The following is a 13,006-nucleotide window of genomic DNA, read 5'->3' as shown; positions in this document are numbered from 1 at the left end:
GGCCAACCCATCACTGGGTTGACCTCTTTTTTCTGGACAAATATATGGGCATCCATTTTAATAGAATGGAAAGGAGCGGACTTATGATCATTAAACCCCGCATCATCCCACCTGATATTGCCCATCTGGAAATGCTGCTTCATCGAATTAAACCTCACCACACGAAAATACCTCAATTAGAGGAAATCCTCTCCGCAAAACAAGCCGGTTGGAGCGGCGAACAATCCCTTGATTTTCACCTCGATTATTTGAAAGGCCCTCATTACATCCTTCACAACCTGCGCCTAAATGACGGGCGCCACTTTTTCCAAATCGACACGGTTATCTTATTCCCTTCATTCATCCTGATCCTTGAAGCTAAAAATATGATCGGTCAGATTTCTATCCATCGCGAAAAAAGAGAGATGCGTCGTGACACGGAAGGATTCCAGGATCCTGTGGAGCAGGCCGAACGGCAAAAGTATTTATTAGACGAGTGGTTGTATAACCACCTGGGAATCCGTATGCCCGTCGACTTCCTGGTAGTCTTCACAAACCGACGGTGCACGCTGGAATTTGACTCCTCAGACTCTAGTATCTATGAAAAAGTCATACGGGCTACTAGTTTGATTGATACCATCGAAAAGAAAAAAGGTTTTTATCCAAGGAGGCTGTTTGGAAAGAAAGAACTTTCCCGTATCGGACAAGCTCTGGTTGATGCCCACAAGGAGTATATCCCTGACTACATGAGTCGCTACAATTTGAATTATTCTGATCTGCAAAAAGGAGTCAGATGCCCCGCGTGTGGAAAGTATTCGATGAAAAGAACAAAAATGAAATGGGAATGTTCTGTTTGTTTTCATATATCTCTCTATGCCCATGAACAAGCATTGAGAGAATATGCTGTGCTGGTAGCGAAAATCATTAGTAATAAAGAAGCTCGAGACTTTTTAAGGATCAGTTCAAGACATGTGGTGTATCGACTATTAAGCGCTTATTGTAAGGAAAGAAGAGGTTCTACTAAAAAAGCGAGATTCCTATTGGAGTGAAAAACTTTTAAAAAAGCGTCCGTGGCGCCAAAGAGAGAGCGAGTCGCGCCAAAGAGAGAGCGAGTCGCGCCAAAGGGAGAGCGGTTCGCGCCAAAGGGAGAGCGAGTCGCGCTAAAGGAGTGGCGAGTCGCGCCAAAGGAGCATCGAGTCGCGCCAAAGAGAGAGCGAGTCGCGCCAAAGGGAGAGCGGGTCGCGCCAAAGGGAGGCGAGTCGCGCCAAAGGGAGGCGAGTCGCGCCAAAGGAGGGCGAGTCGCGCCAAAGGAGCATCGAGTCGCGCCAAAGGAGTGGCGAGTCGCGCCAAAGAGAGAGCGGGTCGCGCCAAAAGAAAAGCAACCCGCCCAAAAGGTCAAGCGCACCACGCCAAAGAACAAGATACTACGTCAAACCCTTGCTTTAAGCTTCATCCCATAGTACTCTTGGGGTTCAATGAAGGGAGTGGGAGACCATGACACGAGTGGTCATCTTAGCCGAAAAACCCTCTCAGGCAAAAGCATATGCAGAGGCTTTTACAATACAGGAAAAGACGAAGACATATATTGTACTAAAACCAGATGATATCTTCCCGAACGGGGCGACGATAACATGGGGTGTCGGTCATCTGGTGGAATTGAAAGAACCGCATGACTATAAACCGGAGTGGAAGAGATGGAAGCTTGATCAACTGCCGATTGTACCTGATCGATTTCTTGAAAAAGTGTCGAAAGGGAAGTGGGAGCAGTTTAAAGAGGTCAAGCGTTTGTTCCAACAAGCGGACGTGCTAGTGAATGCTGCCGATGTCGACCGGGAAGGTTCGAACATTTTCTACAGCATTCTCCGTTTAACAGGCGTGAAAGGGAAACCGGTTCGACGCTTATGGATCAATTCTCTTGAGAAGGATGAAGTGCGTAAAGGATTTAAGAATCTACAAAACAATGAAAAAGATCTGCGGATGTTTGATGAAGCGAAAGCCCGTCAGATCAGTGATTGGATGGTAGGGATCAACGCGAGTCGTCTGTTCACGCTGCATTTGCAGAAGAAAGGCTTTGGCAGCTACTTAACAATCGGGCGTGTGCAATCGCCTACGGTCTACTTGATTTACCAGAGACACAAGGAGATTGAGAACTTTGTGTCCGAGCCTTTCTATCAAATCGAAGGACTTTTTCAATCAGAGACAGGTTCCTATAAGGGTTTAGCGGAAGTTAAGGAAAAGGATAAAGGTAAGGTTCAGGCGCTGATGGACAAGCATGGGCTGAAAGAAAAAGAAGACCATTCAGGAATGGTCCAACGGGTAGACAAAAAGACCAAACATCAAAAATCACCGAAACTGCATTCGTTGTCTACATTGCAAAGTGTTGCGAACAGACGCTGGAAGTACACACCATCGCAAGTGCTGAAGACGATGCAAAAACTCTATGAGAAAAAACTAGTCTCCTATCCGAGGACTGACTGTAATTACATCACGGAAAGCGAATTCTCTTATGTAGTGAACAACTTGAAGTCCTACCAGGATACGCTGAACGTTTCTTTCACTCCTATCTCTTTGAAACCTAGGAAGCGGTATGTGGACAGCAATAAAGTTCAGGAGCACTATGCCATCATCCCGACGAAGTCCATCCCAACGGAAAAGAAGCTGAATGGGCTGAGCCGTGAGGAACGCAACATTTATACCGAAGTCTTGGCTACGACGCTCGCGATGTTCCATAGTGATTATGTGTACGAAGAAACGACGATTTTCACACATGTTCATGACCTGCCTTTCAAATCGACAGGCAGGAGGGAAGTGCATCAAGGATGGAAAGAGCTTTTTCCTAAGCCGTCCAAAGCGAAACAGGATAAAGATGCACTTCTTCCGAATGTCCAAAAAGGGGAAGAGGTAGGCGCACGCCTTCATATAAAAGAAAGTATGACGCAGCCGCCGAAACCGTACACCGAAGGGCAGCTGATCAATATGATGAAAACGTGTGGAAAGCTCATGGATGACGAGGAAGACGTGGAGATCCTGAAAGAAGTCGAAGGCCTCGGAACTGAAGCCACCCGCTCAAGCATCATTGAAACGATCAAGGCGCAAAAATACATTGAAGTGAAAAAGAACAATGTCTACGTCACGGCCAAAGGAATCACGCTTTGTGAAGCCATTGAAGGGACGCTGTTATCGAGCCCGTCCATGACCGCCAAATGGGAATCGTATTTGAAGAAAATCGGAAGCGGAGAAGGATCGAAACAAACGTTCATCAAACAGACGAGTCAGTTTATTGAAAAACTGATCCAAGAGACTCCTGATTCCATTCAACAGGTTCAAATCCGAAATACTGGCGAGAAGAAGAAGTGGAACCAGCCGATCGCCAAATGTCCGGCATGTCAGACGGGTTCCATCATGGACCGTTACAAATTTTATGCTTGTTCCGAATACAAAAATGGATGTAAGGTGAGCTTTCCGAAAAGATTGGCAGGGAAATCGCTGAGTGCAAATATGATTAAAACGCTTTGCGAGAAGAAACGGACGAAGGTGTTGAAAGGGTTTAAGGGAAAGAAGACGTTCAGTACGGCTTTGACACTGGATGAAGATTTCAAAATCAAATTCGATTTTAAGAAGAAAGCGGAAGAAAAAAGTTAGACATGTTATTCGTGCTTGCCTCTCTTTGTGTGAACCCATTAGCACAAGGAGGCAGGCTTTTTTTGTTGAGGAAGTGTAGGATATTCATTTAGTTTCACCCCATCTAAAGGGGCAGGCAGTGAGTGCCGTCGTGTATTAGAAGAAATGGTGTCATTCACTACAAAACCATATATCAAGGACACTCTTCTCTTTCCGTACATAGGATAAATCAACAAATGGGAAGGGATTTGAGAAAATGTATGTTGGACCCTACACGTATCCATATCCATATTATGTGAATCATCCAGCGTATGGCTACAGAAATTCTACAGGTTATTGGCCTGTTCTTAACCAAGCATATGAATCTTATTGCTATAACAGGGCGATGGCAAAAGATTATGGACCTAGTCCATTTGTCATAAATATCAATGAAGCGACCAAGCAAAATCAAACCTATCGGACGGCTTTATGGACAGGATCAAACTTACAAGTAACCTTAATGAGTATCCCCCCAGGTGGTGATATTGGGTTAGAATTGCATCCAAATGTCGATCAGTTCCTACGTATTGAACAGGGGCAGGGGATTGTTCAAATGGGCGAGAATAAAAATAATTTAAGTTTTGAAAGAAATGTCTATGATGATGACGCCATCATGATCCCTGCTGGAACATGGCATAATGTAACCAATACAGGTAATACGCCACTTAAACTCTATTCGATATACGCCCCTCCTAATCATCCATTTGGTACGGTTCATGCGACTAAAGCAGATGCTATGGCTGCGGAAGAAGACAACAGTCAAGGAAATGAGAATACCCTTGTTTATGGTAAGACTCCGGACGAATGGGTGAAGTACACGGAATACTTGGTGAATGAAGGGTTAGAAGATGTTAAAAGAGGGATCAATGCTACGCATATCCTTCAAGAATTCATCTTAATGGGATTGCTTGTAGGGAAGGGATATACTCCTGAAAAAGCTTATGAAACAGTAGAAGATTGGGAAAGGACAGGAAAATCCAAGCTTCTTCAACAAAGTAAAAAGATGCAGTAGTTTAATCTTGGGTAGGTAAAAACACTATCTCCTTACAATGTGGAAGACGTTAAGGGGTAGTGTTTTTTAATAGAATCACCCATTCTTTGGGGGTCAGATAAATAAAAATAGTAAACTATTTATCATTTGTGAACAATTTTGTAATTTTTATAAAAACTCAGGAATAAATCATAAAAAGGTGGTAAGATATTTCTCATATCCGATCTTCTTCAAGGATATCCGTTTATTTGAAAGCGTTTTATTAAAATAAGAAGAGGTTGATGAAAAGTTGACATTAACAGTGAAAGAAGCTTCCATCTTTGACCACAAGGGCAACAGGATTATGACAGAAGACCGTGAGATTGCGATCATTGCCAAAATGGAGGACCCTAAGATTGCTATATTGGGTAACGTCATCAGTGATGCCGAATGTGACGAGCTTATCCGTCTTTCTAAAAATCGGATGAACCGATCGAAAATCGGCTCGCGTCATGAAGTGAGCGACATTCGGACGAGCAGCAGCACATTTTTGCCTGAGGATGATATTACCACCCGCGTTGAAAAGCGGTTGGCGCACATTATGAATGTACCCGTTGAACATGGAGAAGGACTTCACATCTTGAATTATAAACAAGGCCAAGAATATAAAGCGCATTATGACTATTTTAAATCGAAGGTCCAGGCAAAGAACAACCCGAGAATCAGCACGCTTGTACTTTACTTGAACGATGTTGAAGAGGGTGGGGAAACGTACTTCCCGCACATGAATTTATCTGTCTCTCCTCAAAAAGGCATGGGCGTCTATTTTGAGTATTTTTATTCCGACCCTGTAATCAATGAACGGACCCTGCACGGCGGCTCTCCCGTCACAATCGGAGAAAAATGGGCAGCGACGATGTGGGTACGGAGAAAACAGTATAGGTAAGGAAAGCGACAGAGAGGAAATGACGTATTTAAACAAAATGAAACACCCAGCACTGCCCCAAGGATGGCAGTGCTGGGTGTTTTTCTTATGACAGTAAGAGGAAGGCCGCTGTAAGGACCATTACTTCATTCTTGTGTTTTCTACGATTTTATTCGCTCGTTTAAATTCTTGCTGGAACTTTACTTCTTGTGTTTTCGTTAATGTACTTCTTTTTTCTTTGGAAATTTGGGCTTTCGATTTCATTCCTAATCCCTCCTTTACCTGTCATTAGTTTCATTATGAACGGTTTGGGATAAGGTTATTCTATGGCTGGAGGCGTTAGTCCTCCCCAAAAACTCTTACCATTGCTTTATTGGTGAGGGAGGTCGACTTGTGGCAGGCATTGGAAGGGTATAGAATATATAGTGTTGATTCGTAGGAAAGTGAGTGATGACGATGGATAGAATCGGTGTGTTGACGAGTGGAGCTGATGCTCCCGGAATGAACGCAGCCATACGATCAGTCGTAAGGTCAGGAATCTATTACGGCGTTGAAATGGTTGGAATCAAGTATGGTTTTCAAGGCCTATTGAATGAAACGTTGGAGAAAATGGATGCATCATCCGTGGGCTCTATTATTCAACGCGGAGGAACGATCCTGCAATCCTACACATGTGATGAAATTCACACGGATGCAGGTCAGGAGAAAGCCATCGAAAAACTGCACAAACAAGGAATCGATTCCTTAGTTGTGATTGGCGGAATAGAAGACTTATCAATTGCTGCTTCATTACAAAAAAAGAACTTTCCATGTATCGGCATCCCGGCCACGATCGATAACGATATCCCGGGTGTGGCTGAGGCCATCGGCTTTGATACAGGGTTAAATACAATCATTGATTATATTGATCGTATTCGTGATACGGCATCTTCCCATGAAAAATCATCAATCATTGAAGTGATGGGAAGAGATACAGGGAATCTGGCGTTATGGTCGGGGCTTGCCGGTGGAGCAGAGAATATTTTGATCCCTGAGAAAAAAGAAGACATGAACACCATTATAGAACAGATTAAGAGTGGACCTTCCAGGGACAAAAGGTACAGTATCATCATTGTAGCGGAAGGTAGTGGTGTAAGTGGAATCGATCTCAACACCAAGTTGAAAGAAGAAGCAGGGATTGAATCCCGCGTCACCGTTCTAGGGCATACGCAGCGTGGGGGGGCTCCAACTGCGAGAGACCGAGTGCTGGCCAGTCGATTAGGCGCTTATGCGATTGATCTGCTACTAGCGAAGGAATCTGGCAAGGTCGTCGGTCTTAAAAACAATACGCCTGTGAGCTACATATTTGATGATGTTTTTTCACAAACGTCTCAAATTGATGAAGGCATGTACGAGTTGTCAGGGAGGCTGTCTATTTAAATCGGAAGGTTTGCAAGCGTTGTAGACGCTTGCCCTTTCTTTTTTTAATGAAGGAATGGTCTTAAAGGGGGAGTGAAACACTCCGACCTTCTACACGTGTTAAGATACCCTTAAGAATACATAGGAGGAACGCTCAATGACGAGAAAGCTGTACTATGATGATGTTTATACGATGGATTTTGACTCAAAGGTGATTAAAACAGATGAAGATGAACGCGGTTTGTATGTAGTACTCGAAGAAACAGCGTTTTACCCGACAGGTGGAGGCCAGCCGCACGACGAAGGGACTTTGGATGATGTTGAGGTGTTCGATGTCGAAGAGGTGGACGACGAAGTGCGTCATTACATAAAAGAAGTGTTGTCCACGAAAGGAAAGGTACATGGGAAAGTCAATCATGAGCGCCGGTTTGACCACATGCAGCAGCACTGTGGTCAGCATATCATTTCAGCTGTTTTCGACGATCAGTTCGATATCCCGACCACGAGCTTTCATTTAGGAAAAGATACGGTGACGATTGATTTGGATACGGGAAAGCTCTCTGATGAAACGTTGGAAAAAGTGGAAGAACAGGTAAACCAGATCATTCGCTCCAACTACTCGGTTGAAACGAAGTGGATGTCTGTTGAGGAAGCGGGAGAGTATCCGCTTCGCAAACCGCTCGCTGTTGAGGGTGATGTGCGCCTTGTTATCATCCCGGAGATTGATTACAACGGCTGTGGGGGCACGCACCCTCATTCCACAGGTGAAGTCATGGCTGCCAAGTTTTTAGGATGGACAAAAAACAAGAACCAGGTGCGCTTAGAGTTCGTTTGCGGTAATCGTGTTTTGCAAAAGCTCGGTCAGAAGCATCAGGTGTTGACCGAAATGAAGCGGATCGTTCCGAAACCGGAACAACAGCTTGTCGGTGAAGTTGGCGAGCTCATCCATGCAAGCAAGGAAAAGGATAAGAAAATCGCCGAGCTGGAGGAACAACTCCTTCACTATGAAGCGGAGGAGATCCTTTCAGCGTCCAATAGGCAGTCGGTGATCCAGCGTGTCTTTAAAGATCGTTCAATAAAAACGCTGCAGTCTCTGGGCAAAGCCATCATCGAATCAGCTCCTGAAGCGTATGTGGTTCTGATCAGTGAACAGGAGAAACAGTTACAGTTTGTGCTTGCTCGCGGAGAGGACATCGATAGGAATATGAACGAGGTCGCCAAGCAGGTGATGCCCCTTATCGAAGGAAAAGGCGGAGGAAAACCGAACTTTGTTCAAGGGGGAGGAAAGAGGCTGATGGACGGGCAGTCTTTTGCTGGTCGAATCCATAACCTTTTGTAATTCTTCCTAACAGGATCAAAGAAAGACAATCTGTCGATCACGCAGGTTGTCTTTTTATTTTCCATCCATATGGGCACGTCTCAAATGAATAGACACGTGGCTTCCAAAGGGAGGGAGATGCCTATTTTTCCACTACAAATGTTTGAATTTTAAAAAAGTAAATCCCTATGATGTACAATCCCTATTCACTATCTTGGGATGAAAGCGTATACATAGACGTTTTTATAGGTGCTACAATAAAAATGCGGAAGGGGGACAGAGAGTGGAACTCAATGAAAGAAGCAACAAAATTCTTCAAGAATTGGTTGTCAATCCGAGAATCACAAGTACAACACTCGAAAAGAAGTACGAGTTAACACGGAGGCAACTTGGTTACAGCTTCAATAAAATCAACGATTGGTTAGTGTCTCACAACCTTCCTGAAATTGAGCGTACAAGACAAGGGCAATTCATCATTGATCGGTCGGTCTTCGCTCAAGTGAATGGCGAACAGAAGTCGTCAGTTGACCTGGCCGTCTTATCTGAAAAACAAAGGATTTATTTCATTATTTTGATGCTTCTGAGCAGAGAAGAGCTATCCCTGAATCATTTTACCTTTGAGTTGGATTTCAGCAAGAATACTATTCTCAATGATTTGAAGCAGGCCCAATCCTTTTTGGAATCGTATGGCGTAACCATCAAATACACCAGGAAACAAGGTTATATGCTGGAGGGGAAAGAGTTCCAGATTCGTCGTGTCCTCATTAAGGTGACTTACGAATTGTTGGTGCATAACGGCGCAAGCAAAGTGGAAGAACTGGCCCTTCTATCTTCAGAACAATTAAGGAGATTCACGCAAAAAATTGAAAAATTTGAAGACCAGCTCAATATTCAGTTCACAGATGAAAAAATGGAAACCATGCCTTACATCCTTGCGTTGATATTAAGAAGGATGGAGAGGGGGTTCGTCATCTCCACCTTCCCTGTGAAGCATGAAGATATATCGAGTACGAACGAATATCAAGTCATTGGGGAAATCTTTGAATCCATCGATATCCCTGAAGAAGAGCGGTTATTCATGACTCTTCATTTATTGACGACAAATGTATATCGTTCAGAAGAACTGTCCGATGTAGGTTCGAGGGGGGACTTGATTCCAGTCATAGAACAAATGCTTCAGCTTTTCGAAAGAAGTGCCTGTATCAACTTCCAAGATCGATCTCAGCTGGTCGAAAAGCTTTTTCAACACATTCGCCCGGCTTACTACCGAATCAAATACGGGCTTACAGAAACACAAGTCATCCAAGATTCCATTACAGAAGAGCTCAAGGAAGTCCATCATCTCGTCAAGCGATCCATTTCTCCACTGAAAGCTTATATTGACGAAGAAATTCCAGATAACGAAGTCACCTATGTGACAATGCTTATTGGAGGGTGGATGACGAGACAAGGAGAAAGTATTGAGAAAAAGGTAAAAGCAATAGTCGTTTGCCCTCAAGGAGTTTCGGTATCACGATTACTCTTTAATCAATTGACGGAACTGTTTCCGGAATTTGTTTTTCTGGATTCTTTATCCGTCCGTGAATACATGGAGTATGAATTGGATTACGATTATGTATTCTCCACAACTATGTTGGAAAGTGAAGAAAAAGTGATGGTCTGCAAGGCATTTTTAAATCAGGACGACCGCTTGAGGTTAAGAAAGCAGGTCATGATGGATGTGCAAGGCTACATTCTGAATGACATCCATGTGGATCATCTCATGGATATTATTAAAAGTCACACGACAGTCCATGATGAAAAAGCATTGATTGAAGAACTCAACTCTTATGTTCATCGTGATGAAGAGTCATCCATCAAACGTAGCTTAGAGCGCAGATCCCTACATTTAGAAGATTTCATCCAAATGGATCACATTACAGTAAGACGGTCAGTGGATTCTTGGGAAGAAGCTCTTAGAATCGCATCTGAACCTCTCGTACAAAAGGGATACGTAGAAGAAAGGTACGTGGAGACGATGGTCCACCAGATGGTGAGGGATCCTTATATCATTATCGCTCCTCACTTTGCTATTCCCCATGCAGCTCCAGAAGACGGTGTGAATAGAGCAGGGATGAGTCTATTGAAGGTGAAGGAAGGGGTTTCCTTTAATCCGGATGAAACGGTACACGTTATCGTCGTCATCGCAGCTGAAGATAAGAAAAAGCATATGCATGGATTGATGCAATTGATGAACTTAGCAAGCTCAGATCTGGATCGGAACCGACTCATGCAAATGGAAGAAACGAAAGAGATCCATGAACTGATCCAGAGTTACTCCGGTGAATGAACGGAGTCAATATCTTATAAATAAGTGGTGAATAAGATGAGCAATATTTACTTTAATGAATCTGTCATTCTACTGAACGTAGAAGCGAAATCCAAAGAAGAAGTATTAGAGAAAATGGGTCAGAATCTAGTGGATTTAGATTTAGTCAAGGAGAGCTTCATTCCCGCAATTATCAAAAGGGAAGAAGAATACGCGACGGGGCTGCCAACCTCAGGTGTAGCGGTGGCTATTCCCCATACGGATGTGGAACATGTTCACCGGAAGACAGTGAGTATAGGAGTGTTGGACAGAGCGGTCGAGTTCGGCGTCATGGGTGATGATAAGGAAACGATTCCAGTCCAAATCGTATTTTTGTTAGCTATGGATGAAGCCCATTCGCAGTTATCTTTGTTGCAGCAATTGATGACCGTTTTCCAAAATGAAGAGGTTTTGTTATCCATTCTTGAAGAAAAAAATAAATCGAGCATCAGAGGTCTGTTAGAAGAAAAGCTGGACTTTGGTGCACTTGAAGGAGAGAAATAATCATGGCAAAGAAACAAGTATTGGTCGCATGTGGAGCAGGAATCGCGACGTCTACAGTCGTAAATGGAGCAATTGAAGAAATGGCGAAAGAAAACAAGCTGGATGTCGACCTTGTCCAAATTAAAATTGCAGAAGTCGGTGGCTATGAAGATACAGCAGACTTACTGGTCACGACAGCTATGACACAGAAAGAATATTCGTTTCCGGTCATCAATGCGAGATCGTTCCTAACAGGAATCGGAACAGATGCTACGAAAAAAGAAATTTTGACAGCGCTTCAAAAATAGGAATCTATTAAAAAAAGGAGAGAAATAATCATGACAAAGAAACAAGTATTGGTCGCATGTGGAGCAGGAATCGCAACATCTACAGTCGTGAATGGAGCGATTGAAGATATGGCAAAAGAAAATAACTTGGACGTCGATCTTGTCCAAATCAAAATCGCAGAAGTGGGCAGTTATGAAGATACAGCAGACTTGCTGGTGACGACAGCTATGACTCAGAAGGATTATCGTTTCCCTGTGATTAACGCGAGATCCTTTTTGACTGGAATTGGAACAGAAGAGACAAAAAAAGAAATTCTACAGGAACTAAAGAAGTAAACGGACGATTGGTCACCTGATAGAAAGAGGGAGGATTTTTCATGCAGGGTTTCGTCGACATCGTACAAGGATTTTTAGACTTAGGGGCAACGGTCATACTGCCTGTCGCCATTTTCTTATTAGGTTTACTTTTCGGACAGAAACCGGGAAAGGCTTTCCGATCTGGCTTAACGATTGGAGTGGCATTTGTAGGGATTTTCTTAGTCGTAGATTTGCTGGTCAATAACTTAGGGCCAGCGGCGCAGGGCATGGTGGATCGGTTAGGTGTGGAATTGAATGTCATTGACGTAGGCTGGCCGGCCTCCTCATCAATCGCGTGGGCGTCAGTAGTCGCCGCATTCATCATTCCTTTGGGCCTTATCGTTAATGTCATCATGCTTTTGACGAAAACAACGAAAACGATGAACGTAGATATTTGGAATTTCTGGCACTATACCTTTATGGCCGCCATGGTATATGCGGTTTCAGGAAGTATTATTCAGGGTTTGATTGCAGCGGTCCTTTTCCAAATCGTATGTCTTAAAGTCGCAGATTGGACGGCACCTATGGTCAGTAAATTCTTCGACCTTCCGGGTGTTTCCATCGCCACAGGAAGTACCATTTCTTATGCTCCTGGTATCTTTTTAGTGCAATTACTAAATAAAGTGCCGGTGGTGAAAAATTGGAACGCGGATCCGGAGACGATTCAGAAGCGGTTTGGGATATTCGGAGAATCGATCTTCATCGGATTGTTCTTAGGAGCGACCATTGGAATTCTTGCAGGCTACAGTGTCGGGGAGGTCATTGAAATCGGAATGGCTATGGCAGCGGTTATGGTCCTCATGCCTCGAATGGTCAAAATCCTTATGGAAGGATTAATGCCTGTTTCGGAGTCGGCACGTGAATGGTTATCCAAACGTTTTGGCGATCGGGAAATTTATATCGGGCTTGATGCAGCCGTTGCTCTTGGGCATCCTGCCGTCATCTCTACGGCTCTGATCCTTGTACCGGTTACGGTTGTTCTTGCCGTCGTTCTGCCAGGCAACTCTTTGCTTCCGTTCGGGGACTTGGCCACTATTCCATTTGTAGTCGCTTTCATCGTTGGAGCTGCACGAGGAAATATTGTTCATTCCGTCATTGTAGGGACATTGATGATGGCTTTATCTCTTTATATGGCTACAGACGTGGCACCTGTATTCACGGAAATGGCTGTGAATGCTGACTTTGAAATGCCGGAAGGGTCTGCAAAGATTTCAAGTATTGACCAGGGTGGAAATTTAGTCAACTGGATCATCTTTAAAGTCTTTAGTTTGTTCAATTAAAG

General features: G+C 43.8%; 12 protein-coding genes. 11 read left to right on the top strand and 1 reads right to left on the bottom strand.

The window, feature by feature from the left end:
• Window positions 1-83: 83 nt before the first annotated feature.
• From DYE48_RS15810 to DYE48_RS15790, 4 genes are all read left to right on the top strand, one after another.
• Window positions 84-1,028, top strand: a complete 945-nt coding sequence (locus tag DYE48_RS15810; RefSeq protein ID WP_167449530.1) for a nuclease-related domain-containing protein — start codon at window positions 84-86, stop codon at window positions 1,026-1,028.
• A gap of 445 nt (window positions 1,029-1,473) precedes the next feature.
• On the top strand, window positions 1,474-3,621 hold the full coding sequence (locus tag DYE48_RS15800; protein ID WP_115824477.1) for a type IA DNA topoisomerase: 2,148 nt from the start codon (window positions 1,474-1,476) through the stop codon (window positions 3,619-3,621).
• 364 nt (window positions 3,622-3,985) lie between these two features.
• Window positions 3,986-4,651, top strand: coding sequence for a cupin domain-containing protein (locus tag DYE48_RS15795; protein WP_425269307.1), 666 nt, complete (start codon window positions 3,986-3,988; stop codon window positions 4,649-4,651).
• A 322-nt stretch (window positions 4,652-4,973) separates the two neighbouring features.
• A complete protein-coding gene (locus DYE48_RS15790) occupies window positions 4,974-5,555 on the top strand; it encodes a 2OG-Fe(II) oxygenase (RefSeq protein WP_115824501.1) in 582 nt (193 codons plus the stop codon).
• A gap of 120 nt (window positions 5,556-5,675) precedes the next feature.
• On the opposite strand, the gene DYE48_RS15785 is transcribed toward DYE48_RS15790, so the two are convergent.
• Window positions 5,676-5,798 carry a YfhE family protein gene (locus tag DYE48_RS15785; RefSeq protein ID WP_115824475.1) on the bottom strand — a complete coding sequence of 41 codons (123 nt, stop codon included), beginning with the start codon at window positions 5,796-5,798 and terminating at the stop codon, window positions 5,676-5,678.
• A 192-nt stretch (window positions 5,799-5,990) separates the two neighbouring features.
• Here DYE48_RS15785 and DYE48_RS15780 point away from each other — a divergent pair, with 192 nt between their 5' ends.
• The 7 genes from DYE48_RS15780 (at window position 5,991) to DYE48_RS15750 (ending at window position 13,004) form a co-directional block, all read left to right on the top strand.
• On the top strand, window positions 5,991-6,953 hold the full coding sequence (locus tag DYE48_RS15780; RefSeq protein ID WP_115824500.1) for an ATP-dependent 6-phosphofructokinase: 963 nt from the start codon (window positions 5,991-5,993) through the stop codon (window positions 6,951-6,953).
• A 136-nt stretch (window positions 6,954-7,089) separates the two neighbouring features.
• A complete protein-coding gene (locus tag DYE48_RS15775; RefSeq protein ID WP_115824474.1) occupies window positions 7,090-8,271 on the top strand; it encodes an alanyl-tRNA editing protein in 1,182 nt (393 codons plus the stop codon).
• A 262-nt stretch (window positions 8,272-8,533) separates the two neighbouring features.
• Window positions 8,534-10,579 carry a BglG family transcription antiterminator gene (locus tag DYE48_RS15770; protein WP_115824473.1) on the top strand — a complete coding sequence of 682 codons (2,046 nt, stop codon included), beginning with the start codon at window positions 8,534-8,536 and terminating at the stop codon, window positions 10,577-10,579.
• Between the two features lie 36 nt (window positions 10,580-10,615).
• Complete coding sequence (locus DYE48_RS15765; RefSeq protein ID WP_115824472.1) at window positions 10,616-11,101, top strand: PTS sugar transporter subunit IIA; 486 nt, start codon at window positions 10,616-10,618, stop codon at window positions 11,099-11,101.
• Between the two features lie 2 nt (window positions 11,102-11,103).
• Window positions 11,104-11,388, top strand: a complete 285-nt coding sequence (locus DYE48_RS15760; protein ID WP_115824471.1) for a PTS sugar transporter subunit IIB — start codon at window positions 11,104-11,106, stop codon at window positions 11,386-11,388.
• A gap of 30 nt (window positions 11,389-11,418) precedes the next feature.
• Window positions 11,419-11,703, top strand: a complete 285-nt coding sequence (locus DYE48_RS15755) for a PTS sugar transporter subunit IIB (protein ID WP_115824470.1) — start codon at window positions 11,419-11,421, stop codon at window positions 11,701-11,703.
• Between the two features lie 41 nt (window positions 11,704-11,744).
• Window positions 11,745-13,004, top strand: a complete 1,260-nt coding sequence (locus tag DYE48_RS15750) for a galactitol-specific PTS transporter subunit IIC (protein WP_115824469.1) — start codon at window positions 11,745-11,747, stop codon at window positions 13,002-13,004.
• Window positions 13,005-13,006 lie beyond the last annotated feature (2 nt).

This window comes from Halobacillus trueperi, assembly GCF_003386945.1.
Lineage (GTDB): Bacteria > Bacillota > Bacilli > Bacillales > Halobacillaceae > Halobacillus > Halobacillus aidingensis.
The sequence above is the reverse complement of the archived record's forward strand: the minus strand, read 5'-3'. Positions and strand labels throughout refer to the sequence as shown.

Bases quoted from the DNA above. Each gene is read 5' to 3' on its own strand.
- DYE48_RS15785 (WP_115824475.1), bottom strand. From the start codon at position 5,798: ATGAAATCGAAAGCCCAAATTTCCAAAGAAAAAAGAAGTACATTAACG.
- DYE48_RS15760 (WP_115824471.1), top strand. From the start codon at position 11,104: ATGGCAAAGAAACAAGTATTGGTCGCATGTGGAGCAGGAATCGCGACG.
- DYE48_RS15800 (WP_115824477.1), top strand. From the start codon at position 1,474: ATGACACGAGTGGTCATCTTAGCCGAAAAACCCTCTCAGGCAAAAGCA.
- DYE48_RS15775 (WP_115824474.1), top strand. From the start codon at position 7,090: ATGACGAGAAAGCTGTACTATGATGATGTTTATACGATGGATTTTGAC.
- DYE48_RS15790 (WP_115824501.1), top strand. From the start codon at position 4,974: ATGACAGAAGACCGTGAGATTGCGATCATTGCCAAAATGGAGGACCCT.
- DYE48_RS15750 (WP_115824469.1), top strand. From the start codon at position 11,745: ATGCAGGGTTTCGTCGACATCGTACAAGGATTTTTAGACTTAGGGGCA.
- DYE48_RS15755 (WP_115824470.1), top strand. From the start codon at position 11,419: ATGACAAAGAAACAAGTATTGGTCGCATGTGGAGCAGGAATCGCAACA.
- DYE48_RS15765 (WP_115824472.1), top strand. From the start codon at position 10,616: ATGAGCAATATTTACTTTAATGAATCTGTCATTCTACTGAACGTAGAA.
- DYE48_RS15780 (WP_115824500.1), top strand. From the start codon at position 5,991: ATGGATAGAATCGGTGTGTTGACGAGTGGAGCTGATGCTCCCGGAATG.
- DYE48_RS15810 (WP_167449530.1), top strand. From the start codon at position 84: ATGATCATTAAACCCCGCATCATCCCACCTGATATTGCCCATCTGGAA.
- DYE48_RS15795 (WP_425269307.1), top strand. From the start codon at position 3,986: ATGGCAAAAGATTATGGACCTAGTCCATTTGTCATAAATATCAATGAA.